The following is a 26782-nucleotide window of genomic DNA, read 5'->3' as shown; positions in this document are numbered from 1 at the left end:
TGCCACCAACCTATCTTCCAATCCCCATCATGACTAAACTAATCTGATTTCTTCTAAAGTTTTGAACCAACCGGTTTAAAATTGAACTACCTCACTTGGAATAATCTTTTAGTTACCTTAAAAAGTTTAGTTATGAAACTGAAATTTACCTATGCTGCTGCACTAGTATTGCTCACCTCTTTTGTTTCCACCAATGTATCTTCTCAAAACCATTATCGTACCCATAGTGACGGCAACTGGACCGGTACGGCTGTATGGGAAATGTCCGCAGACGGCGTAAGCGGATGGACCAATACTGCCACTGCCCCTACCACTGCCGACCTGACCGTTCAGGTAAGAAATGTTATTGTTGTCAATAGTAATGTAAGTGCCGATCAGCTGACGATTACCAATACCGGCTCTATCCAGGTTACCGGTGCTGCCGGTATTTTACAACTGGCCAACGGTACCGGTGATGACCTCACTGTAAACGGTACACTACAAATAGATAATTTCACGGCCAATGCTGTAAGCGGGCCGGGTAATGTTGTTATTAACGGTACACTTAGCTGGATTGGCGGCACTATTTCCGCCCCTGCTACCATCAGCAGTGGTGGTGTGGCTAACTTATCCGGCAACAACATCAAATATTTACATGCCTCTCTTACTAATAATGGGGTTATTAACTGGAGTACAGGCGCCTCAAGTGGTGGTATTTATTTCAATAACAACATCACTTTCACCAACAATGGCACCATTAATGAGAATTTCTCTTCAGGAAGGGGCTTTTTTAACGAAGGTGGTACTAACCTGTTTGTGAATAACGGTACTTTCCTTAAACAAACCACTCAGACTTTTAATAACCTGACCGTTCCTTTTACCAATTCGGCAACCGGCATTTTATCGGGTATCGGAACATTTAACTTAACAAATACGGTTACCAATAACGGTAAAATCAAACCCGGCACTTCTCCCGGTGTATTAACCGTATCAGCCGGCACTTTACATAACCAGGCTACAACCGTTGACCTGGAGATATTGAACAACAGTGGTGCAGGTACAGGATATGACCAGCTGGCTATCACCGGTACACCCAATCTTTCCAATGTTATCATTAATGTTATTGATATATCACCAAACAATAACCCGGCCCCTTTAGGTACTTATAATAACCTGATGACCGGTACTTTTACAAGCCTGAATATTAACAACGTTAACGTACAGACTAATTATTCAAAAACCGGTACAACAGGTACAACACTCGCTATCCAGAAAATTGCCGCTTTCCCATTACCGGTGATCTGGGGCGAATTTAATGCCGTTGCCAAAAACAATGATGTAGTATTGACATGGGAAACACTTGCTGAAGAAAACACCGCCAGCTTTGTTATTGAGCATGCTGCCGGAAGCAATAGCAATTATACAGCTATCGGTACAGTTGCCGCCCAGGGTAATAGCAATACAAGCAAGAAATATGAGTACCGCTTTACCAGCCCTGACAGGAAAAAATCTAATTTCTTCCGCATCAGACAGGTAGATATCGACGGAAAAAGCAAGTATTCTGATGTACGCATTGTTAAATTCAACAAAGGCAATATCGTTAAGGTGAACACTTATCCTAACCCTGTTACCAGCGAACTGAATATCAATGTACAGGCTAGCAATATCTCGGTATCAGTATCAGATATGTATGGTAAAACTATTTTAACCAAATTATTACAGTCAGGTAATAATACCATTAACATGCAACGCTACGCTACAGGATATTACGTGGTAGGCATATACGAAGATGGTGTTTTACTGGAAACAAGGAAGATCGTTAAACAGTAATTCCCCATAACATAATAACACATAAAAAAGCGGCCCATGAAAATTCATGGGCCGCTTTTTTATAACTTCTTTTATAATATTATTGTTTCAGCAGTTTAACTGTTTTGGAGAGTTTATCCATTCTTACAGTGATAAAGTACACGCCCTTCACCAGTTTTGATACGTTTAGTTTATGTACCGTTACAATATTGTGTCCTGCGAATTGCTCCTGTAACACCACCATACCTTTCGCGTCTACCACTACAATAGAACCCTTGTTTTGCGCCGCGGAAGTGGTCAGCACCAGGGTTACTTCTGCCTGGTTCATCACAGGGTTAGGATATAATTCAAGTTTAGTGGCATCAGGCCCTTTTACCTCTACCATAACAGTATCCCTGGCAATAGCTCCCTGGTCATCTGTAACGGTGAGTTCAAAAGAATAGGTTCCTGAAACCAAATCCTTTACATTGGTAACAAAAGCACCGGGCTCAACAATAGTGAAAGTGGACGGGCCGCTTATCTTGCGCCACTCTTTCGCTGTAATGGTGCCATCGGGATCTGAACCGGAACCGCTTAACATTACTTCATTCTCCGGCAGGATGATCACCAGGTCGTTTCCGGCATTGGCAATGGGTAACTGATTCCTGCTGGCAACTTCCTCATTTACAGTTACGGTTACAGTAGACGATGCTGTTGCACCGCTGTTATCGGTAACAGTCAACTCAAAACGGTATACGCCGGCTACTAATCCGTTTACTACTGTCTGCAACTGTGATGGAGATACAATATTATAATTACCCGGACCACCTATCTTCAGCCACTGTATACCAGTTATAGTACCATCACCGTCGTTAGCCGTACCGCTTAAAGTAACCGTATTAACAGGTAAAGTAATACTCACACTATTACCTGCATGTACAGTAGGTGCCTGGTTGGCAGCAGGATTCACCGTTACATTTACCGTTGCCGAGGCTGTTGCACCACTGTTATCGGTAACCGTTAATTCAAAACTGTAAACACCTGCTGTTAAACCGTTAATAACGGTTTGTAACTGGGTTGGTGACACAATATTGAAACCTGCAGGGCCACTTACCTTATACCATTGTACGCTGGTAATTGAGCCGTCAGCATCGCTGGCAGTACCGGTCAAGGTAACTGAGTTATTAGGTAAAGTAATACTTATATTATTACCCGCATGTACTGTAGGGGGCTGGTTAACAGCGGGGTTCACGGTTACGCTTACAACAGCCGATGCGGTAGCACCATCGTTATCAGTAACGGTCAGTTCAAAACTATATACACCGGCGGTTAAACCGTTGATCGCCGTTTGCAATTGTGTGGGTGATACGATAGTAAAGCTGGCAGGGCCACTCACTTTACGCCATTGCACGCTAACTATAGAGCCGTCGGCATCATTAGCCGTACCGGTTAAGGTAACAGTATTAGCCGGCAGGGTAATACTCACATTATTTCCTGCACTAACTGTAGGCGTTTGATTGTTAGCAGCATTTACCGTTACACTTACAGAAGCAGTGGCAGTAGCACCATGATTATCGGTAGCTGTCAACTCAAAGGTATATACACCGGCAGTCAGACCATTGATCACCGTTTGCAATTGCGCTGGTGAGGCAATAGTGAAATTAGCGGGACCACTCACCTTACGCCATTGTACTCCGGCAATCGTACCATCCGCATCATTGGCGGTACCTGTTAAGGTAACGGTATTGGTGGGCAATGTAATACTCACATTGTTACCTGCATGCACGGTGGGTGCCTGGTTAGCAGCCGTATTTACGGTTATGTTTACTGTGGCCGATGCTGTTGCACCGCTGTTATCTGTTGCGGTTAATTCAAAACTATATACACCGGCTACCAGGCCGTTGATCACCGTTTGTAATTGTGCAGGTGATACAATATTAAAACTGGCCGGACCACTTACCTTACGCCATTGCACACCGGCAATTGTACCGTCGGCATCACTGGCCGTACCGGTTAAGGTAACGGTATTGGTGGGCAATGTAATACTTACATTGTTGCCTGCGTGTACGGTTGGGGCCTGGTTTACAGCAGGGTTTACGGTTACACTCACGGTAGCTTTGCCGGTAGCACCATTGTTATCTGTTGCGGTTAATTCAAAACTATAAGTACCTGCTACCAGTCCGTTGATAACGGTTTGTAATTGTGCAGGTGATACGATATTAAAGCTGGCCGGGCCACTTACCTTACGCCACTGTACACTGGCCACTGTACCGTCAGCATCTGTGGCAGTACCATTTAAGGTAACAGTATTGGTGGGTAAAGTAATACTTACATTATTGCCTGCAGAAACAACGGGCGCCTGGTTGGCAGCAGGGTTTACGGTTACATTCACCGTATCCTTTGCAGTGGCACCAATATTATCCGTAGCGGTCAGCTCAAAGCTATATACGCCGGCTACAAGGCCATTGATCACTGTTTGTAATTGTCCTGGCGATACTATGGTAAAAGCCGAAGGCCCGGTTATTTTACGCCATTGTACACTGGTCACAGATCCGTCGGCATCAGTTGCCGTACCGGTTAAGGTAACAGTGCTTACCGGTAATGTAATGGTCTGGTCATTCCCGGCATTGGCTACAGGGGGAATATTGGGCTGCGCGGTGGGGTTTAACCTGGAGAATATCCAGTTAACCATACTATCCACCCGGTTAAAAGTACGTGTTGCATCACCCTGCGTAACATTGATGCTGTAGCCGGTACTATGCCTGCTTACCGCATTTACTTTAATGGGAAAGTTTTGAACCACTTTATTATTGGATACAACGGCACCGGAATTATTGGCCACAGTTGAAAACCCGTTATTGATAAAGTAGTTTCCTGATACTTCACCGCCTGTAGTTCCCGGACCGGAAAAAGTATAAGCAGGATATGCTTCCACATCTTTAAATATATTATTGGTTACCACCGGTATCAGGGGTGATACAGTTTCCGGGGCAACATCATTACGTTTCAGGTAAGTACCATGTTCTATACCCTTTCCGCTTTTCACGCTATCCACAATATTGTGGTAAACATTTGACCTGTTATAACCAAACACAACGATACCTGTGCCGGTACCATTCACGGTCATGTTATCAAATATCTGTACGCCATCAATATTAGCACCGGATAATATACCGGCCTGCTGGCTGCTTTGATTAGCAAGGCCATAACGGCGGACAATATTTTTATAGATCTTACAGCCGGTTAATGCGTTTGACAACTGAATACCGTCCCAGTCCGTGCTATCAACGATATTGTTAAATATCTCTACCTGGTCCATCCTGGGAGGAGGGCCAAAACCACTTGAGTTACCGGAGGCCGTACCGGATATACCGGTATGACCGATATACATACCCTCGCCATTGCTGCGGAAGATATAGTTGTCAAAAATCCGGATATTCTTTAAAACGAATTTATCATACTGTCCCTGGATGATCTCTTTGGCATTCAGTTTAACCATCAGGCCTAAAGCGGTATGATTGGTATAATACCCGGAGATATCCATATTGTGTACCCAGTTCATGGCCAGACCTACGCCGGTTACCTGCGAAGGCAGCCTGTCGCTGTTATCCACTACCCATCCGAAAGGATGTCCTTTTGCACGTAATAAAGTACCGTCAAACTTCGCATAAGAAACCACGGCAGTATCTTTTACAGCCACCCTGAAATAGCCATCATTTTTTATAATCACCGGCTCATCTTTCGGGGCAATTACAATCGGGCAACCAGGTCCGCCGGATACATCACCGATCTCAACACCCTTGGTATAGGTACCACCGGGAATATATAAAGTATCGCCACCCATCAGATTAGGTAAAATATTATCCCTGGTAATATAGGGCCTGTATAATTCAGTGGTGCTGGTCTTTGCCAGTGTAAAGGCCTGCGGCTGACCTGTTCTGCAGGGGCGGATATTCTTTTTCATGAAATCTCTCGCCACCACCAGTTTAATATCTCTCTGTGAACCATTGATCGTTAAAGCAAATTCATATACACCTTCCTGGATATTGGTAACCGTGGTTACTGCAGCCGTAGGATTAAGGATGGTCGGGTTACCCGGGCCACTTACTTTGGTCCATAAATAGCTGGTAGCGCCTACTGAGCCGGCACCATTCAATACCGCAGTATTAGCGGCCACCTGGTTTAAATAGATCAGGGTATCATTACCCGCGTTGGCCGTTCCGTTAACAGGTGCGGTGGGCGGAGGAGATGTAACAGCAGGTTTCACAATTACCTGCATATTGTCTTTGGCTGTAGCGCCGCGGTTATCGGTAACCGTTAATTCAAATGTATAGGTTCCTTCTGCTAAATTGGTTACGGTAGTTTGCGCTGCATTGGTATTCGTGATCGTCAGTTGGTTAGGCCCGGCAGTTTTAGCCCAGTTATAGGCTACAATGCTGCCATCGGTATCGGTACCCGATCCTGATAAAGTAACGCTGCTTACGGGTAAGGTAATTGTTATATCATTGCCTGCATTGGCCACAGGAGGCTGGTTCACGGTTTCACTTGTTCCTTTCGTCTGTTTTAATAACCAGGTATAAATGCTTTCACCGTTCTCCGTCCAATCCGGGTTATACCAGGTGTTCCAGCAGCAATGACCACCGCTGTATTTGGTATACCTGGCCGATCCTGGTACAGCCGCATTCATTACATCACGTACAACATCCATCTGGCGATAATCCTGTGTACCTTCAAAGCCCCACCATTTTCCACCGGCAGTTGCCAGCCAGCTCATATTGGCCATGGTGGTAGGAGGAGGTGCTGACATAGCTACTATAGCCGCAATACGGTTAGCATAGGACTGACTGGTAGATACATAGTTATCCCATGACCATCCACCCATTGATAAACCGGTAAGGTAAACACGGTTGGTATTGACACGCCAGCCATTAACGATAGCATCAATTTTCCTGTTTAATACGGCTGCGCTTGGCCAGGCCGCTGTAGGCTGAATAGAGATTACAATTGGTTTTTCTGTTACACCGTTTACATTGAACTGCATATTATGGCCATCAGCAATAAATTTTGACGGGCCATAGGTTAACATAGCCGATGCATTGGTACCGATCTCCCCGATGCCTGCAATAAAAATGATAACCGGGTAAGTTGTTGTAGTTGTATTATAATCAGCCGGCAGGTGAACATAAGCGTTCCAACCATCTATAGTGGTCAGGGTTTGTGCCTTGACCTTAAAGGTTGCCAGTGATAAAAGCGTAAGGAGCATTACGCATTTGAGCCCTCTGTGAATTAACATCATCATAGGTTTCTTAATATTGGATTTTCATTCAAAATAAATAACTACAAAAAGATTATGCAAATGAAATGGTGGTTTTTCGTGCAATTCCGACGTAAGTTTTCATGTTTATTCTGCAAAGTTGCTCATGCTATTCTTAAACAGGACGAATAAATACTCATTTACAGCGGAACAGTTGCGAAAATAAGGACAGCAGTTAACTTAACAAGTTGGTGTTCGTAAATTGCCTGCCATACCTGTTAGTTAAAGTTTTCATTTCCATAAAAAATTGAGTAATATCAAGCGCAAAACCACCCCGGTAAAATGCATAAACCCGGTACACAAAAGTGTACATAACAGGAATTGATACAACCAGCCAGCATGTAATACAGGAAAGTGTTTGCCCAAAATGCAATGGTAATAGGATCATTATTCTATTTAGCTACTGATAAACAAAGAGTTACTTAATCAAAACAGTAAAAAAAGCCTTAACAAACAGTCATTTGTGTTACCAGCACACAATCATTAAACAGCTATCAGCGGCCTTTAAAATCAAACCTTATAATAAAGCAAAACCCATGCCACGGAAGGAATTTATTATAAACAGATGTGGATAAAAAGATGGAAAAAATTTTGATACAGGGCAGGTAAAATGCAGTGGTGACGCCGGTTTTGGGCCTTTTGCCCCGAAAATCATTTTTGCGGAAAACTTTTTTTGTTTTGTATCTTCTTCTTTTCGGCTACAACTTTCCGGCTTATGGTTCTTTGTGCCTAAAAAAACAAGGAGTATTACACTGCTTCAGGCATAAAAAAACCCGGTATTCCGCCGTTCAGGCAGCATATCCGGGTTATAATATTTTAGTAAAACAGTAGCTAGTTATTAGAAACCATACGCACAAGCGCTTCTTCCAGTTTCATACCCAATAAACCTTCCAGTTCCAGCTTGGAGGTATTCAGGTTTTTAAGCAGTTCTACTTTTTTGATCAGGGCATCATTGTATCTCTTGGATGATTGCGTATAAGCATCTAAACTCACTTCATTCTTGGAAAATTTGGTCTCCACTACTGATAACAATACTTTCTCATCCTGTATTACCGATTCATGCAGGGCGATGTAATATTTGTTACTTAAATAATTCTGATATTCTACTTTAATAGCTTTTTTCAATAATTCCAATTGCCCTTTAAGGTTGTACACTTCCTGGTTATATTTTTCTTTCGCAATTTTTGTATCGTTGGATTTGGTAAAGAAAGTACCAAGCGGTAAGGTTAAACCAAAGTTATAACGGGGGAAGAACACGTTTTGTCCGCCGGTATTAGATGATTTTAAGTTTGCCTCATTCAGGTTACCGGTTACGGCTATATTATTTAACCAGGCTGCTTTACTTTTTTTCACTTCATACTGCATTTCATTTACCCGCGATTTTTGCATCATGATCTGGTAATTGTTAACGGCAAATTCGGCCAGTTTTTCAGATACCGTATCCCGCAGGATAAAACTGGGATCACTGATAGAATCGACAATAGACTGGGCCTTTACCAGGGAGGTGGTCAGGATGAAAACACAAAGCATTATTTTTTTCATGGGTTCTTATTTTCGGCTTGAAGGTATTTTGATTTAACGATTAATGCAAGACAGGAATAAAATAAAAAACAACCGGGGAACTGGCCAATGGCCACCTGCCCGTATTGCCCGATAACAAAGGCAAAACAACAAACCACGGAAGCCAGTATCAGCGCCTTTACTTTCTTATCCTCAGTGTGATAAAAAGCCCGTACTCCGGCCAGCAGAGCAATCAGGTAAATAAGGCATTGTAATAACAAGCCGACCCAGCCGGTTTCAACAGCCGTTTTTACAAAGCCGCTGTCAGGCGGGAAGCCAGCAAGAAAGTGCCCGGGATTGTATTCAAGCCCCTGGATACCGCTGGTAGCAAGGCCTCCGCCTATCGGGTGACGGTAAATATAAGGCTGTATCATGGCACGGTTCACATCCCTTACTTCCAGTGAAGCATCCTCTGAAAACTCAAAAGTACTCCTGATACGGTTAATGGTGGCATTACCATAAATAGGTCCGAACATGATCACTAAAAAGCCTAATACAAACAGGCTGGCAAATACAAGGGTGCGCTTATTGGTGATCGTCATTAAAATATATAAAGCCACCCCGGCAACAATAATAAAATAGGCAGTACGTGTACCGGAGAATGCCACGCCGAGGATAATAAACACAGCTGCCACGGTCAGGAGCAATCTTGTCCTGAATTTTTCTGCCGAAACCAGCAACACCAGTATAAACGTAAAGCTGGCAGCAGATATAATACCGAATGCAGCCGGGTCAGAGAAAGTGGAGAACCTGCGCGAAACGCCCGTAACCAGTATATACAGGCCTTTCCTTCCCGGTGTGTTCATGATCCATGCCTCCTCAAAAGGCAGGAAACCAAACCACTGCTGGTAACAGGCATACAAACCTGCTATCAGCGATAACCCGATCCAGAATTTAAAATAGTTGATCGTTGACCGGTAGTCCTTAAATACATTGATCGCGATGATATAGATCATCAGGAACTGGATATACTTCCTGAAAATAAGGAACCACCCTGCCATGGAATGCATCCAGGGATTAAACGCCTCCAGTACCAGGAACAATGTATACAGGATATAGATAGTAGTAATGGTATGTTGTGCCTGGTAAAAGAAAGGTTCCTTAAGCCGGACCTTGTGTAATATGAGGCCCGAAAAACTCAGCAGTATCAACAGGTCTATCCAGTAACCACTCGGCATACTATCGCCCAGGTAGCGGCCTATGAAGAAGATGAAAAAACTTAATAAGGTAGAAACGTAAAATGCGAATACAAAATTATTGATGGCAATAATACCCACGGCCAGGGCCACTAAACCCATCACCACCACTACTCCTTTTTCGGGACCCAATACCACTGTAGCATAACTGGTAGCCAGCACAGCCACCAGTAAAGAAAAGTACAATAACAGATTGTTACCCTTGAAACCATATTTATTTACAGTGCCGGGCATATCAGAAAAACAGTATTTTAATATAAATAATGGTCATAACCAGTATCAGGAATACCGATATGATGATCTGCTGGATCTGGTTATCCGAAAATTTCTTTTTATCCTCTGTCATTGGATAATGCGTTATGATATTGATGGTAAATTTTTAATACCGAGTTTTTCCAGGTATGGGATAAAGCAAATGCCTGACGTTTCTCTACAGTTGCCTGGTCAGCGGGTGATTGTATAATGCCGGCTATAATACGTTCGTAATCGTCCACATTATGCCCCAAAAATACATAATCTGCAAAGGATAACATAAATTCTGTATAAGTGGCAACAACTGGTTTTCCCAAAGCAAGGTATTCATCCACCTTACGCGGGTAGTTCCCCTTCGTGGTTTCGTTTACCAGCTGCGGGTTCATACAAACATCAAAATAGCTGACATAAGCTGCCAGCTCTGTTTCCTTCTTCTTACCCAAAAAATGCACATTGGACAATTGGTGTAAACGACTGGCCTGGAAGCTTTCGTCCTCCGGACCAATAAATACAAAACTCCATTCCGGCCTGCGGGCCGCCAGCCCTTCCAGTAAAGGTATATTTAGCCGGTATCCTACCAGGGCACCTACATAACCGATCACCGGGTTGGGAACAGGTTCCAGGTCGGCCGGTTTTTTGTATTGAACATCCGGGTTAAAATAAGTAAAGTCACAACCCTGTCCTATATCATGGCTGTTTTTATTAAACTGCCGGGCATATTGAGCAAGGTAAGAGGAGTTAGCTACTACCAGGTCCGCTTTACCCATAATATCTTTTTCGCAGGCCGGCCCGTGTTTTTTAAAATAAGCCTGCTGCAATAAATAATCACGGATATAGTAAATGAAGTAAGAAGGCTGTAAATACTCTTTTAAATACTGCCCCCTGAAAAAGTCATTATCAACGAACAGCACAGGATTTTTAAACCCCAGCCTGTCCCCTGCCGCTTTGATGGCCCCGGCCAGTTTGCGGTTATTTCTTTTATTAAAAAATGCGAACAGGCCTGCGGGCATCCAGTTAATAGATTCCAGCACTACGGTGGGGTCCAGTACCCATATATTTTTTTCTACTTCGGTCAAATCGGTTATCTCCCCTCTTACACTCTGCAGCCTTCTTGCTGTTTTAGGATCTTTTTTATTTTTAATACTGCTTACCCTGTCCAGTGCCCGGTTCACATACAACACCCTGTTATCAACGGCAAATTCCTTTGCAATATTGATACAATTACTGCCGATACCTATATCCCAGGACTGTAGTCCCATTACTATTATATCACAGTTTGTCATCGGGCAAATTTTTTAGCATAGAAGTTTTTAAACAACTTAAAAAACTCTGGGTATAAGGTGAAAATGTATTTAAAAACGGCAATGGTGCTTACACCAATAAAACGGTAAAGTATATACTGACTAACGCCAAATAATAATATATAAGCCATCAACAACCCCACTGCGGCACCTATATCTCCCAGCCAGGTAATGCATAAATAAGTAGAAGTAATGCTGATGCCTGCAAAACAAAACATTAACCAGAAGTTTACCTGCGGCCTGCCCTTTACATCCATGATATTACCGAACTGTTTGATAAAGGGTAAAAACAGGCTGTACAATAACATTACCCGTACAATATTGGCCGCCCCCAGGTAACCCTGACCACCAAGAATATACACGGCCACATCAGCCAGCAGGATGCCAAAGAACACAAAGGGAATTAAAAAACATAAGGTAGCGGCTACCGTTTTTTCATAAATCCGTTTCACATCTTCGTTTGCACCGGTTTTTACAATTTCAGCGGCACGGGGAAACATAATATCGCCAAATACCTGTGAAGGAATATCACCAAAGTTCAGTATACGCGAACCAATATTATAAGAAGTAGAAACACCTGCGGATATGGACCTTGCCGTCATAAACGCATCGGAGTTAACAAAAACAAGGGAAAAGAAATTATTGCCTAATACATATTTACCAAAGGAGAAATACTCCCTGAATATTTTCTTATCCCATTTATACACGATCTTCTTATACTTTGAAATAAAATAAGCCGCTACCAGGCAACCGGGCACAATGCTTATAGTGTACAATAAAGCCAGGGTTTTAATATCGGCATAGTGAAAGCCAAAAAACAAAATGCAAACGGCCAGGGCAAAACTTCCGTTACGCAAAAAGTACATCCAGAAAACCGCTTTAAAATTGGTCTGGCTGTAAAAGAATATTTCGCACTGCGAATAAAAAATAAGTAATAACAAAGCGCCTGCATAAAAGGTAAGGATAGAGGAAAGCCCGGCCGCATCTTTAAACCAGCCTTCCACATACACACCCAGGAAAAAGAATACGATACAAAGCAGCAGGGAGAAAGTAATATTCACACTCAGCGATGCAAACTCGGTAGCCGGTATATCTTTCTCCGGCTTGGTTTTTTTGAAAACAATATAGGCGTTCCTGATCAGCGCAAAGCGGGTGGTTTCTACCATGGAGGAAATAATGATAAATAAACCCCACACACCAAACTCGCCCTTGGCCAGCAACCTGGCCAGCAACATAAAAGTAAGCAGGCCCAATACAATATTGGTTATTTTCTGCAGTAAAGAAAACTTACCCGTTGCCAGCCAATATGAATATTTTTTTGCCAACTATTTGCCTGATTTATTAAATGAGAAAAGATATTTTATATTCAGCTTTACCAATAGCTTATGAAACAGCACAGGGATGATAATACCCAGTACCAGGCTGGACAGGATCAGTACATACTGGTTCTCTATATGCAAAAACTTTACAAAACCTACCCTCACCATCGCTATCACAAACACGTGAACAATGTAGATATATAGAGAGTACTTTCCTATCCAGGCTAAAAACTTTGCCACCTGCAGTTCGTACAATATCCGGCTCACTAGGTAATACACCAGGCTGGCAACAAAAATAATAGCCAGGAAGGGTAACAGGTAAATGGTACGCAGGGGCTGGTAATGATCGTTAATATGGTTTAACCAGAATAACTGCCCGGCTATAAATACCGGCACCGTGATGATAAATAATAAGCCCAGTTTTTTAAGGTCCAGGTTCTCCATACGGGCAATCCGCTCATACATATACACACCAAATACCAGGAAAACATAGTTATACATAATATCCGATACCAGGCTGTAATCATATACCAGGTAATGAAAGTAATATAATACCACTGCCAGTATAAAATGTAATAAAGGCTGACGTTTTAATGCATTGTAACATACCAGGAATAACATAGTAGTATTAAACAAGGCCAGCAGGTACCACATATGATCCAGCTCACGGGGCTGGTACAGTATGTACTTATAATCGGTCCAGCTGCGCTGCGAGTTAGTATAATTGCTTAATACTATCTGGAAGGTAATGAGAATAACAGACCATACAAGATAAGGATATAACAGGTTGGCTGTTTTATTAGCAGCAATACTCCTTAAAGAACGTTTTTGTAAAGTACGTCCCAAAAAAACGCCTGATAAAATAAAGAATACCGGCATCCTTACATTGAGTAAAAACTCCTGTATATAGTACAGGTTATCCGACACCATTATACCCGATCTGCGCAAACCCACCATGGTATGCCGGAAAATAACCAGTAAAATGGCTAAGCCCCTGGCATAATCCACCCAACCTAACCTTGTTCCTTCTGTTGCTTTGCCTGTATGCTTATTTGTTAAAGCTGTACTGCTCACCTTGACCGCTTAATTGGTTAAGTTTTCATCATCTACCTTATTCAGTACCGCACCCAGGAACTTATCCTTTATGGTACCAAAAAATTTGATAGACTCTTTATCAGCCTGTTTCAACTCACTGGTTGCTGCAAAAATAGCCAGCACACCATCAGCATACTGTACCAGTTCTTTGGTATCGGTATAACCGTTTAAAGGAGCGCCTTCCATAAAAATGAAATCATATTTTTTCAGGAACTGCGGCAAAAATTTCAGCAGGTGATTTTTTGGCAATATCTCGGAAGGGGTATAATCACCACCCTTACAACCGATAATATCTACATTCTCCACACCGGTGGGTGTAATGATCTTCTCCACACTGGCAAAATCCAGTTTTTCATCCGTTACCGAGAATTGTTCCAGTGTAGGTTGCGCATCATTATAAGCCGTAAGGTCATTGTTACAAAAATTAGTATCAATGATCAGTACTCTTTTTTTACTCAGGCTCAGGCTGAATGCCAGGGCCTGTGTCAGGGTGGTTTTACCCTGCTGCGGCTCTGTACTGGTTAATAGAATAATGCGTTTGCCCGTACTCTCTATCTCATACCTTAACTTACGCAACAGTTCCCTGAAGGAGTTTTTCCTGTTGGCCTCATCAGATTCTATCTGCGTGATCTGTTCTTTTAAATTAGTCGCCTTTAAGTTAATGTTATTAATAGTACCCACCAGTTTAAGATCGGTCTGGCGCTGGAACTGCGATGGTGTCTGGATGGACTGATCCAGGTAGGCCAGGAATATAAACAACACCGATGCCAGTACTAACCCGCCAAAGAAACAAAGCGCCATTACCATCAAACGTTTAGATGGCTCCGGGTTCAGCGCAGGCTGTCCGTAAATGGTCTGCATAAAATTAGCTACGCCGGAGTCGCTCATATTAGCGGCCAGTGTTTGTTTTTCTTTGGCACTGGTATACTCTAATGTCGCTACTTCAATTTCTTTATCAAACTGCTCCAGTTTGGAAGTAGCTTTTGGTGTAGCAGAGGATATAAAGGAATTGGCCTCTCCCAGTTTCGAGCGGTAAAACCCGATCTTGGACTGGGCCGCTCTCAGTTTACCTTCAATATCAATTTTATTCTGGGTTAAAATAGATTGCTGTGATGCCGCATAGTTATTATTGGTGGTGCCGGTAGTTGTGCCGGTTGGGGCAACAGACTTCATTTTTGTCTGCAGATCCTCCAGTCTCTGTTTTACGGCAGGGTCTGATGCGCCATTCTTTATATACTCATCATACAGGTCGTTGTACTGTTTACGCAAAGCAAAGTATTGCTGGTTATCATTCACCGGGGCAGCAGGTGTAGTTACATCAGTTTTTAAATTCTGTAATTGCAGGTTTATTTGTTCCAGTTGATAAGTCAGGTTGCTTACCAATGATAACTGGTCGGCCAGGCCTGCTTCGTTCATGCTCATCTGGCTCAGCTTATTGGCGCCTACCAGGTTTGGATCAAGTGTCGATACTACTGAGTCCTGCAAAAATCTGCTCTTTGCCGCTATCTTATCATCTAACTCCGCTTTTCTTTTTTTCACCATTGAATCCAGGGCAACCATCGACTCTATTGAACGTTCTCTTTTGGTATGATCATAATAACGCTGGAATTCCTTGATCAGGTTATTCACCACAAAAGCCGATAACTCCGGGTTTTCCGAACTAAAGAAAATATTGACATAGTCCGTACGCTGGTAACGTGTAACGAATAAACGTTTTTTAATAGATTCCATATCGTACTTATAAGCCTTGATCAGCTCAATCACGGCTTTCTCCTGTTTTACATTGGAGGCCAGTAACAATAAGGAATCGTATTTGTTGGCAATTATTTTTTTAGCCTGTTCCATATTCAGGCTCTTCAGCTCTGAACCGTCTTTCGCATCCTTCAGGTCTACCTTGGTAAACGGGTCCTGCGACGAAAGGTCGCGGAGGATGAGCTTATACGATAACAGGTTGATCACTTTTGGGGAAGTGATATTCTCGATCACGTTATTGAACTTCACATCGATCTGTGACATATTAAAAATGTCTTCCGAAAGCTTGATCTGTTCACTCACCGTAAAGCCGGTGGACATCTGTGATTGGGATTTATATAATTTTTTATTCCCCATGGTCAGCAGGAATGCTACCAGGAGTCCTAACAAACCGGCACCGGCAATGATCCATTTTTTCCGGTTTAAAATTCTAAAAACATACAAAAGTTCCATAATTACGGGATTAGTCTTCTTTACTTCTTTACATTGCTAACATGCAAAAAGCCCTGGTAGTTCTTACCTGAGCTTTTCACACGTATTGATTTTAATTATTTGGGGCTGCCGGCAGTTGATCACCGGTCAGCTATGGTCCGTTGCCCACCTCCAATCTTTGTCTCCCTCCGGTCGGCAAAGGATTTCCGGTTAAGCAACGCAGCCTCTCTGCTTCAGTAATTCTTATCGACAATAATACAACATACAAACGAATAAAACAATGTCATTAAGTGTTAATAAATTGTCTGACCAGGGAACTGCAGCTAAACGGAGCGTCGCAACTAAAGCCACATCAGGGTTCCGCTGCCGGTCAAATAAAATACCTTAACTTAATGACATTGTTCGTTATCGTTACTGTTCTACTGTCTTGCCTTCATTATCTTGATCACTTTAGGTACAGCTTTATTGTTTTCATTTGTTATTACCTGTACCATGTAAACACCTACCGGCAATGTTGCTGGTAATGCCACCCTTTGAACACTTACACCTTTTTGTAAACCGGTTATATCTTTTACAATTACCGGTTTGCCGGTCACATCCAGTACACGTATCGATACTTTCTCCTGGTTTTCCAGCAGGTTAAGCGATACATTGATATAGTTTACAAACGGGTTAGGATAAATTGTTACTTCAGTAGCACCCAGTTTATCTGCCGCCTCTATATTCCTGGCTACTGTTGCGTTATTTCCCGCATTTTCAGTTAACGCATTATTGTTTTCCAGTTGCTGGCTTACAATGTAATCGTTCATTACACGACCACCACTGTTACCGCCGCTGTTACCGTCAACGGTGATGGCAGGAGAATGATAACCCTGGATCACCATAGCACCGATATAACCATACTGAGAACCGGAAGGTACTGATACGGTAACGATCGCTTCACCATTCTCATCAGGTCTTACATTATCGATCTGTACTGTCTGAGAGATATTGTTAGCCGCGTTCAGTGATGCGCTGCTGCCGTTAACGGTGTACAAGGTGGTACGGTTACCGGTGCCCTCACGGCTTGCAAAGAATATAAAGGTATAAGCCAGTGACTGGTTCAAACCGCTCACTCTTAACTGACCTACTTCGCTGATATCTAACCACCAGGTGGACCTGATCACATTATCAGGATAAACACCGCTGTTATTACCGGTATTCATACCAAACGGATTTTCACCGCTGAAGTTATCCGTTACCTCGAAGCTGATACCTGAAGGTGCATTGATATCATTTACCAGGTTACTGTATACATCGTTCAGCTGCGGAACATTGTTGGTATTGTTCCATGGCGCAGGAGCCGGGTTGTCACGGTTAAAGTTAACCGATACAGTAAACAGGTGCGTAGAAGCCGCTGCGATATTGCTGTACGAAGAGTAGATCGTATTTTTTACCGCACGTACTTTATAATAATAGGTAGAGTTGGTAGCCAGTCCGGAGTTCAGGTAAGTAGAAACATTGGCTCCTACAGTAGCTAACAAGGTATATGTACCGGCAGCCTCTGTTGAACGGTATATCTGGAAGCCTGTTTCATTATCAGACTTGTCCTGCCATTTCAGCTCGATAGCCGTTTTAGATTTACCTACTGCTGTCAGGTTAGACGGGCTTAATGGTAAGCCATTGTCAACATAAGACTGTATTACCAGGGCATTCAGGTAAGCATAGGCAGATCCGGAACCTTTCACTACATTAAAGTCAATCACACCATTTGCATCCGGTGTTAAGCCATTGATCTGAACCGTGTTGCTGGTATTACCCGCAGCATTTAAAGTTACCGATTGCGCACCTACACTGTATACTGTGTTCCTGTTGTCCGATGCAATACGGCTGCCAAAGAATACCAGGTTGTATTTATTAGCTGTATTTAAGCCGCTGATACGAACTGTTCTCACGTTTGTGGTAGACTCGTAGTAAGCGGTTTTCATTACATCATCAGGGTAAACACCACTGTTATTACCGGTAGTAGCACCCACATCATTAGCACCGGTCCATTGTTGCAGTAAAGTTACCGCTACAGCTGTAGTAGCGCCGGCATCATTTACCAGGTTAGTAACGCTGCGATTAGCCAATGGTGTATTGTTAAAGCTGTTCCAGGGGGCTCCTACAGGCGATACCTGGTTAAAGTTTACATATATAGATGTAAGGTCTTTATCTGTAACAGTTATTTTAAACTGTCTGCTGGCAGTAGCCGAACCATCGGTAGCGGTTACAGTGATACCATCAAAAGTACCGGTGGTGGCACCTGGCGCAATTTGTATAGTAGCAGTTCCATTACCGGTATTGGTAAATGTAGCGAATGATGGCAAGCCTGTAACACCTAAGGTAATTACATCACCAGGCTCGTCAGTGGCTACGATATTAACAGTAGCAGTTTGTTCTGTTTTAATGTTCACGTCAGCAATGGCAGTTAATACAGGCGCAGTGTTCGGTGTACGAACAGTTACTGTATCACTGTTAGGCGAAGTTCCGTAAGCATTAGATGAGGTTACATAGTAATAGTAATTTTTATTACCACTTAAACCTGTATGGCTGTAGCTGGTAGTATTAGCAGCCTGTGCACCGCCCAGTAAGGTATAAGGACCGGCAATATTCGTTGCAGTATATACCTGGTAGGCTGTTTCATTATAAGCTGCGTCAACCCATGTTAAGTTAGCTTTATTAGTACCATCTAAAACAGCTGTCAGGTTTCTTGCTTTAGCCGGGGCTGTACCATCGTCATAGGTTAATTCTATGATCATGGCATTCAGGTAAGCATATACCGAACCGGTTCCGTTACGTACGGTCAGGTCCAGGGTACCATCAGCATTAGGCTGCAGATCAGTTAAAGAAACTGTATTCTGAGAGTTGCCCGAAGCATTCAGGCTTACGCTGCTGCTGCCAATGGTGTACAATGTTGTCCTGTTATCGGTAACCGCGCCGCGGCTGCCGAAGAAGGTGAATTTGTATTTGTAAGCAGCATTTAAGCCCGATATTTTAATAGTCTGAGGTCTTGTATCCGACCAGTAAGCCGAACGGATAACGTTATCAGGATATACACCGCTGTTGTTGCCGGTATTTACACCCAATACGTTGGTACCGTTACCCACGCTCTGCCAGCTTGAAGTAATACGTAAGCTGATAGGACTGTTATCCCCTGCATCGTCTTTAAAGTTGGTAAACACATCGTTTAAGGCAGGTACTTTGCTGGTATTGTTCCATGGCGCTGCACCCAGTAAGCTACCATCGGTAAAGCTGATATATACACGTTTGTTCGGGTTAACATCAGTTACGGTAATGGTGAAGCTTTTCTGATCAACCCCTTCGTTACCATCGTTGGCAGTAGCCGTAATGGTATACGTACCATTATCGGCATAACCTGGAGCAACATTGATCTGTACATTGCGGCCATTTATTACCGGTGTAGCAAATGCAGGTAAACCGGTGAATGACCATGTGATCGCATCGGCAGCATTTACATCAGTAGCACTGATATTCACCTGTGTTGTTTGCTGCTCGGCCAGTGTAACATTATTGGTACCTGTAATTACCGGCGGGTAATTTTCATTTACCACCAGGTTAAAGCTGGCAGTGCTTGTACCGTTATTCTGATCGGTTACCACTACCTGGATATTATTGTAAGCGCCCAGCAGACCAATACCCGGGTTGGTAAAGGTAATAGTACCTGTTCCGTTGCCGGTAGAAGCATACACACCGAACGCAGGCAGGTTATTCACCTGTACCGTTAAGGTTTCCGCATCGGCATCAGTAGCTACTACATTTACCTGTAAGGTTCCGTCATAACGCATTGTTTTGTTACTGATGGCTGTAATTACCGGTAAATTGTTGATAGTTTTAGCGCTGTCCTCATTTGAGTAGGCAGAGTAACTACCCACTCCAATTGCCCTTACTTTATAATAATGTATAGAGTTTGCGAATAATCCGGAGTCAACATAACTGGCCGTATTCGCAGGTAAAGTTTTAAATAATAAGAAGTTGCTGTTATTGTTGCTTGACCTGTACAGCTCATAACCTTCTTCGTTATTTGCATTATCGGTCCAGGCAATATTAATAGCACTGCCAGATATGCCTGAAGCCAGTAAAGCCGTTGGTGCTGCAGGTGTAGCAGGCAATGCCGGAGTTAAAGCATTAGGTAAAGGAATACCCAATACATTAGCAGGAATAATTTGTTTGGCAATACCACTTCCGGCAGGGCCCTGGTAACGTACTTCCAATACCTCGCCGCCACCTCTTTCAAAGAAGGTAACGTAGATCGCATGTGTACCCGCAGTCAGGTTAACGGTACCGCTGCGTTCAGTAGGTCCTTGCAGGTAATCGTTGGCAACAATTTTATGTGCATTATCAAAAGCACCGATGTAAAGGTTAGAACCATCATCAGATGTGGTGAAGAAGGTATACACCCCTGATACAGGCACAGTGATAAAGCCTGAATATTTGAAAGCGAAATCATCGCCTCTGTCATGCGGATCCAGAACAAAGGTTGCTACTTTACCGGTTTTCTTCGGAGTCAGTGTATTAAAGTCAGGCAGGTTAGATAACTGGCCTGTTTCATAATAAGCATAGTCAACGCCTGATCCCGCTGATGCAAATGCAGACTCACCCGCTAAACCAATAGCACGGATATTATAGTAATACCTTGTATTGGCCTGAACCGCAGTATCAGCATAGGTTGTAGCGTTTGCAGGTGCATTACCTACGGTTACAAATCCTGTAGTAGGATTGGTAGAACGCCAGATCTCGAATCCTGTTTCATTAGGATCGTTATGCTGCCAGGTTAAATTAATGCGTTTGTATGAAATGGCTGTAGCTGTCAGGTTAGTTGGAGCCGCTGGTATGGTTCCGCTGGCAGAAGCACCTTCAGTAAAGGCCGAGTTAGGGATCTGAACAAAGTTGGCATTACCCGGCGTTCTCCAGGATACCACCATTGCTTCACCACCACCCTGCTCATAAAAGGCCATAGCGATCGGGTACACACCGGCAGTTAAGGTCAGTGGTCCGGAATCCCTGTCCTGTGAACCGTGTAAACCGTCGTTATTCACAACCGGTGTACCGGCAAAGGAGTAAGGAGAAGTACTGCCGTTTAAGCTGCCTAACCATAACCTGCTTCCGTCATCGGAGTTTGTTCTGAAATAGTAAGTACCTGTTTGAGGAATTAAAATATACCCTTCCCACAGGAATGCAAAATTGTCATCCTGTGTACGTGGAGTTAAAGCCACATTTGGCATTACCCCTGTAGCCACAGGTGTTAACGTAGTAAAATTGGGCAGGTTGTTCCAGGTGCCTGTAAATGTATAATATTTATAAGGCAGTCCTGATAGTATCGGCTGACCGGTTACCTGGTTACTGAATGGTGAAGTATTGTTGGCAAAATCTCTCGCCTTCACGCTAAAGTTATAGGTAGTACCTCTTACCAGGTTGTAAATGGTAAATTCGGTTTGAGAAGTTACATATGATTTAACACCATTGATATAGATATCGTATTTCTCTACACTCACATCATCAGTTGCCGCATTCCATTTTAAGGAAATAGAGTTTTGTGTAGTAGTGGTGATAACCAGGTTAGTTGGCGCTGTTGGCGCTTGTGTATCGGCCATGGTAGTACCGTTGGCAACTGCAGTAGTTGCAGAAGCCGCGGTATTATTAATAGCTCTTACAATATAATAATAAGTAGAGTTGGAACTTAATCCCTCGGCCTGGTAGCTTAACACGTTAGCACCGGTAATGGCAACCAGGGTAAATGGTCCTGTTGCACTGCGGGCCTGGTACACTTCAAATCCTGTTTCGTCATAACTTGGCGAAGGATTATCACTCCAGTTCAGGCGTAATTGTGTTTTAGAGATCGGGGTTACCAATACATTAATAGCAGGGTCTGGTTTATTGATACCGTTGGCATCAATAACCGTGAAAGGAGCAGAGAAACTGCTTGAACAGCCATATAACTCCGTTACTTTCACCTGGTAGTCACCGGCAGCAGTAGCATTTAAAGTATTAACGGTACTTAAAGTGGTAGCATTGCCCACTTTTTGCCAATCGTAGGAGGTATAACCGGTTGGTACCTGTAAAGTCACACCGGTTTTTCCGTCAGGGGCAGGAATATGTTTGCTTTGTAAGCCTGCAACCTGGATGGGCGGAGATACGGTTGGCGCTTTTGTTTTAATTTCAACAGGAATAGGTGACCATTCTGACCACTCAGAACCTCTTCTAATCCTGCAATCATATACACCGGTAGTGGTAACATTAATTTCATTACTGTTACCGCCATAAGCTTCGCCATTTCTTCTCCACTGGTATTCTGCAAAACCGGCAGATACACCGATCGTTACATTAATAGGTACACCAGGGCAAAATTCAGTTTGTCCGAATAAGGTCCAGGGATTTGCTTTGTTAGCACGGCTCAGGTACGGGAAATAATCAGCCTCGGCCCATGCATTGCCCCAGCAACCATGTCCAACATTTTCATATTTATTATACCTGTAGTTAGAACCGGCATTTTTTAAAGTATTACCCAGTGTTTCACTGGTATTAGGATGCGGGGCATTATCCAGTGCACCCTGGAAATGCCAGATCGGGATCCATTTCAGGGTTCCCGCTGAATTACCATAAGCAACAGAAGCCGCACTGATAGGAGTAGCAGCAGCAGTCAATAACGGGTGCCTGATAGAAAAATCCCAGGTACCGGTACCACCACCTGATAACCCACCAATTATTACCCTGTTGATGTCACCTTTATTTTGAGGAACAATAAAATTTTCTATTATTTCTTTTATGAAGTCATATTGCGTAGCGCCAAAAAAACCACCCTGGTTCTGGGGGTAGAGTAAAAAACCATCAAACTTATCATTGGTAACGGCATCATCATGTAACTGGCCGCCGTGGAAAAGCTGGTATTCATTATCATATACCGTACCTTTTTCGCCTACACCATGAAAGAACACAAATACGGGGTATTTTTTCCCATCATTCACACCATGCTGGTATGACTTGGGAAAACGCAGCCTGAACTGCATTCCTTTATAGATGTAACATTTGTAGTTGGATGTATTCCAGTTCAACCTGTTGGTCTTAACCCACTTTCCTATTTGCCCCCATGCAGGCTGTGTAGGCGGCGTAGCCGAGTTATATACCACAATCGGATCATTAGGGTTCAACACCTGGGCATGTGCTGAAAAAAGGCCGGATAAGAAGCATAATAAAAATACTCCTAGAATAAGGCGTAAAGCTGATTTCATAAAAAATTAATTGAGGCTAAAGAATGCCGGCTACCAAAGGAAGAATGGACAGATAGTTGGTATCTGAATAGGTATCGATTTTGGAATAGAAAAGCAGACTTTAAATAGGAAGGTGGAAAAGGTTTAATTCCGACAAATTAGAGGTCTAAATTGGGAAGACAGCACAAGATAGGAAACTTTTTGAAATTCCAAGGATTCCGCCCCCCTTTTTACTGACTTTTTTTTCGTTCTCCATGTAAATACTTACCTATAATGGTGAACCGGACCAATAAATGATAGGTAATCAAACAAATAGCAGTAGTGGTTGTCAGCACGATACCAAATTTAACGCCCGACAGGATGGGTTTATTAACCAGCCATATCTGCAGCATGGCTATAATACCCAGGTGTAACAGATACACCCAGTAGGAAGCATCGGAAAAATAGCGCCACATGGCACTATCCCGTACAAATAACCTTAAAAACAAACCCAGGAAACCATTTACCAGTAATACACACTGCACGGCAAACAAGATCTTTATCAATAAACGGTGCCATTGCTCATCAGCAGGTGCCGCTAAAAGGAATTCCAGGTAAAAACTAAGGCCCGAAATGATCACCCCGGGAACAAGCAAGGCGTAAGCATTTCTTTTGATAAAGTCGAAATAGGCGGGACGTATATTGATGAGACAACCCGCGAAGAAGAACAAGCCATAAAAGGTAAGGTAAACCGGGTTAGGGATAATACCGGTATCCACACCAAAGAGCAATTCTTTATGTAACAAGAGTAAAACGGTAATAATCGCGATACAACCTGCCATCAGGTAAATATTCCAGCGATCATTATTGCGTATGACCGTGGTAATGCGTTCTGTTTTGGCTTTAAACGCCGGCAACCTGGTAATCCTGCTGAAAACGATAAAAGCCACGTAATAAAAAATCAGGTAATAAAGAAACCAGAAATGAGCCATTCCGTTCCACCTTAAAACCTGTTTACCGGATAAGGATATGGAAGTGCTCCAGTCCCAGTTGGTGTTCAATAAATTCTTGTATAATAAAAACGGGAAGATGGTAAGCGGCAATAAAATAATGACACTGCAAACAAAGGGAATAACGATCCTTTTGATACGGTGTTGTACAAACGCCTGCTCCCCTATTTTGTTAAACAGCATCCGGCAGAAAAACCCGGCAATTAAATAAAATAGGGGCATCCTGAAACTATGAATAAAAGCATAGAGATAATCCCAGCAATAATTAGTGCTATCACTATCATGCGGCCATGTAGGTATGGCAACAACTTTATAAGCTATGGCGGCATGCAATACAACACCCAGGAACATAGCAATAGCACGCAATGCGTCTAACCCATGTAACCTGTCACCGTTTATTTTTCGATTCATAGTTTATAAAATTGTCAACAAATCTATTAAGTTCCGTCAATCTTTTATATTTTAGCCCACTATACCATTAACATGAAAAATAAGTTTTACAAACTTGCCCTTTATTGCCAGAAATTTGGATTTGCAAAGGGTTTGAAAATGATCCTCACCGGTACTTTTGGCAAAAAAGATCAACTGTTAGGCGTACAGGTGCCCGGCATTAAACACCCCGTTTATTTTCGCCGCCGCAGTTCCGATGAATATATCTTTCAACACATTTTTATCAGGGAGGAATATAATTTTGATGTAACCGCTACGCCTGCCACTATTATTGATGCCGGCGCGAATGTAGGCTTTGCCGCAGTATACTTTGCCAATAAGTTCCCCAATGCTACCATCATCTGCCTGGAGCCGGAACCGGGTAATTTTAAATTGTTACAAAAGAACATTGCAAACTATCCCAATATTATTCCTGTGCAAAAAGGCCTGTGGGATAAAACGGCTTATTTACAAATTATAGATACCGGTTTAGACAACTGGGGATTCACGGTAAAAGAATGTACCAGGGATACCCCGGGCGCTATTGAGGCATTATCCTTGACCGATATTATGCAGCAATATAAATTACCGGCCCTGGACCTCGTAAAAATTGATATTGAAGGAAGTGAAAAGGAAGTACTCGAAGCACCTGATCTTCATCAGTGGTTGTCCACCTGTGACACACTGGCCATTGAGTTACATGACAGGATGAAACCCGGCACCTCAAAAGCCCTGTTCCAGGCATTAGCGCCTTACCAGGCAACCATGAATGTAAAAGGCGAGAACCTGATCTTCAATTTTAAACGTTCCTGATCATTATCCCGTTTAGTAAAACTATATTTCAAATAACTACCCTGCACTGCTTATTGTTTCTTTGCTAACACATCCTCTATATATACCAGCTTGGTATGTGGCGTTTTGAGGAATTTTTTAGAGGCTTTGCCCAGCTTTAATAATGCCAGCGCCTGCCTTCCTGCAAATACCGGTAGCATACATAATGTTTTCAGGTATTTGATCTGGCGGCTGCGAATCAGGATAATGGCTGCAAAAGAAACAATATACAGACCAATGATCACCAGCCAGGCATAGAACAAACCGCGGAATAAAAAGAAATCAATGACCAGGCTGAAAAAAGCAGCCGCAAATAATAAGAACTGCGGAGGGCGCAGTAACACAAAACCGAAATAAATAAAATCGAGGTTCAGTGTTTTTAAGCCCGTAAAGAATATTTTACTGCTCTCTTTAAAATAGTTGAAGTAAGACAACATCCACCTTGCCCGCTGGTTCTCAAGGGAGCTGCCGCTCTCTACTTTTTCATCATACAAAATAGCGTCGGTTGAAAAAGCTATCTTTTTTGTTTTTAACAATAAGGTCGACTGTAATTTTTTATCAAATCCGCCTACCAGGGTTTTATAAGCAATTTCATCATACAAGGCAGACTCAAATGAAATACCCGAACCCCAGATAGCAGCTGACATACCCGCCATCATACGGATCTCCCTGTCCACAAAAAAATTATACATGTCGCCTATCGCATCTATACGGGCATATAAAGAGTCCTCATTTTTGGGCTTAAAGTCGGCCTGTACCACCCTGTACCCTTTTTGAAAATGCTGGTTAACCACTGACAAAAAATCCGGGTGTAATAAATTGTCCGAATCCAGTATCAGGGTAATATCGTGTTCCCTGATAAAACTTTTTCTGGCAAAATCAATGGATTTGATCTTGGCATGTAAAGCTGGCTGGGAAGAAAGAATAATAACACGCGGGTCGGCGAATTGCAGCTGACTGGTATCACAATCATCGGCCACTACATAAATATAAAACTGCTGGTAGGTTTGTCCTAAAATAGAAGCCACTAAAGGTTTAATGAACTCCACCTCCTGGTGGGCCGTAATGATAATGCCGAATTCAAAGTTTTTATCATGAACGATCTTACGTCTATTAAAAGGATGTTTGATGGAAAAGGTTTTTATAAACCCATACACCACAACAGAAAAGAAAGGAATAAGCAGGTATAAGGCAACTAAGCCCTGGAATAAAAAGAATAATATGGTTACTATCTCATAAAATGTCTGCATGATGTGCTCCGGTATGCTGTTTACCAGCTTGCTTTGGTAAAACTCAGT

General features: G+C 42.8%; 12 protein-coding genes. 2 read left to right on the top strand and 10 right to left on the bottom strand.

Annotated elements, in window-relative coordinates; genetic code table 11:
* The first annotated feature begins 132 nt into the window (after positions 1–132).
* Entirely contained in the window at positions 133–1809 is a 1677-nt protein-coding gene (locus ACFS6H_RS12500; protein ID WP_386099078.1) for a T9SS type A sorting domain-containing protein, read from the top strand.
* A gap of 79 nt (positions 1810–1888) precedes the next feature.
* Here the strand turns inward: ACFS6H_RS12500 and ACFS6H_RS12495 are convergent, their stop codons facing one another.
* From ACFS6H_RS12495 to ACFS6H_RS12455, 9 genes are all read right to left on the bottom strand, one after another.
* Positions 1889–7030 (bottom strand): PKD domain-containing protein, encoded by a 5142-nt coding sequence (locus tag ACFS6H_RS12495; protein WP_386099075.1) that lies wholly within the window; start codon positions 7028–7030, stop codon positions 1889–1891.
* 882 nt (positions 7031–7912) lie between these two features.
* Positions 7913–8623, bottom strand: a complete 711-nt coding sequence (locus ACFS6H_RS12490; protein WP_386099072.1) for a TolC family protein — start codon at positions 8621–8623, stop codon at positions 7913–7915.
* Complete coding sequence (locus ACFS6H_RS12485) at positions 8620–10071, bottom strand: O-antigen ligase family protein (RefSeq protein ID WP_386099069.1); 1452 nt, start codon at positions 10069–10071, stop codon at positions 8620–8622. The genes ACFS6H_RS12490 and ACFS6H_RS12485 overlap by 4 nt, the downstream gene beginning before the upstream one ends.
* Positions 10072–10169: 98 nt before the next feature.
* Complete coding sequence (locus tag ACFS6H_RS12480; RefSeq protein ID WP_386099066.1) at positions 10170–11372, bottom strand: glycosyltransferase; 1203 nt, start codon at positions 11370–11372, stop codon at positions 10170–10172.
* A complete protein-coding gene (locus tag ACFS6H_RS12475) occupies positions 11369–12715 on the bottom strand; it encodes an oligosaccharide flippase family protein (RefSeq protein WP_386099063.1) in 1347 nt (448 codons plus the stop codon). Before ACFS6H_RS12475 ends, ACFS6H_RS12480 begins: the two co-directional genes overlap by 4 nt.
* A complete protein-coding gene (locus tag ACFS6H_RS12470; RefSeq protein WP_386099060.1) occupies positions 12716–13783 on the bottom strand; it encodes an acyltransferase family protein in 1068 nt (355 codons plus the stop codon).
* 9 nt (positions 13784–13792) lie between these two features.
* On the bottom strand, positions 13793–16009 hold the full coding sequence (locus tag ACFS6H_RS12465) for an AAA family ATPase (RefSeq protein ID WP_386099057.1): 2217 nt from the start codon (positions 16007–16009) through the stop codon (positions 13793–13795).
* Positions 16010–16407: 398 nt separating this feature from the next.
* Entirely contained in the window at positions 16408–23256 is a 6849-nt protein-coding gene (locus ACFS6H_RS12460; protein WP_386099054.1) for a fibronectin type III domain-containing protein, read from the bottom strand.
* Between the two features lie 209 nt (positions 23257–23465).
* Complete coding sequence (locus ACFS6H_RS12455) at positions 23466–24635, bottom strand: acyltransferase family protein (protein WP_386099051.1); 1170 nt, start codon at positions 24633–24635, stop codon at positions 23466–23468.
* Between the two features lie 72 nt (positions 24636–24707).
* On the opposite strand from ACFS6H_RS12455, the gene ACFS6H_RS12450 reads away from it, so the two are divergent.
* On the top strand, positions 24708–25466 hold the full coding sequence (locus ACFS6H_RS12450; RefSeq protein ID WP_386099048.1) for an FkbM family methyltransferase: 759 nt from the start codon (positions 24708–24710) through the stop codon (positions 25464–25466).
* 50 nt (positions 25467–25516) lie between these two features.
* Here the strand turns inward: ACFS6H_RS12450 and ACFS6H_RS12445 are convergent, their stop codons facing one another.
* The gene (locus tag ACFS6H_RS12445) at positions 25517–26734 is read right to left on the bottom strand and encodes a glycosyltransferase family 2 protein (RefSeq protein WP_386099045.1); all 1218 of its coding nucleotides are present in this window, start codon (positions 26732–26734) and stop codon (positions 25517–25519) included.
* Positions 26735–26782 lie beyond the last annotated feature (48 nt).

The organism is Terrimonas rubra, from assembly GCF_042686025.1.
Classification (GTDB): Bacteria; Bacteroidota; Bacteroidia; order Chitinophagales; family Chitinophagaceae; genus Terrimonas; species Terrimonas rubra.
Note: the sequence above shows the minus strand (reverse complement) of the source record. Positions and strands in the feature narration are given on the sequence as shown.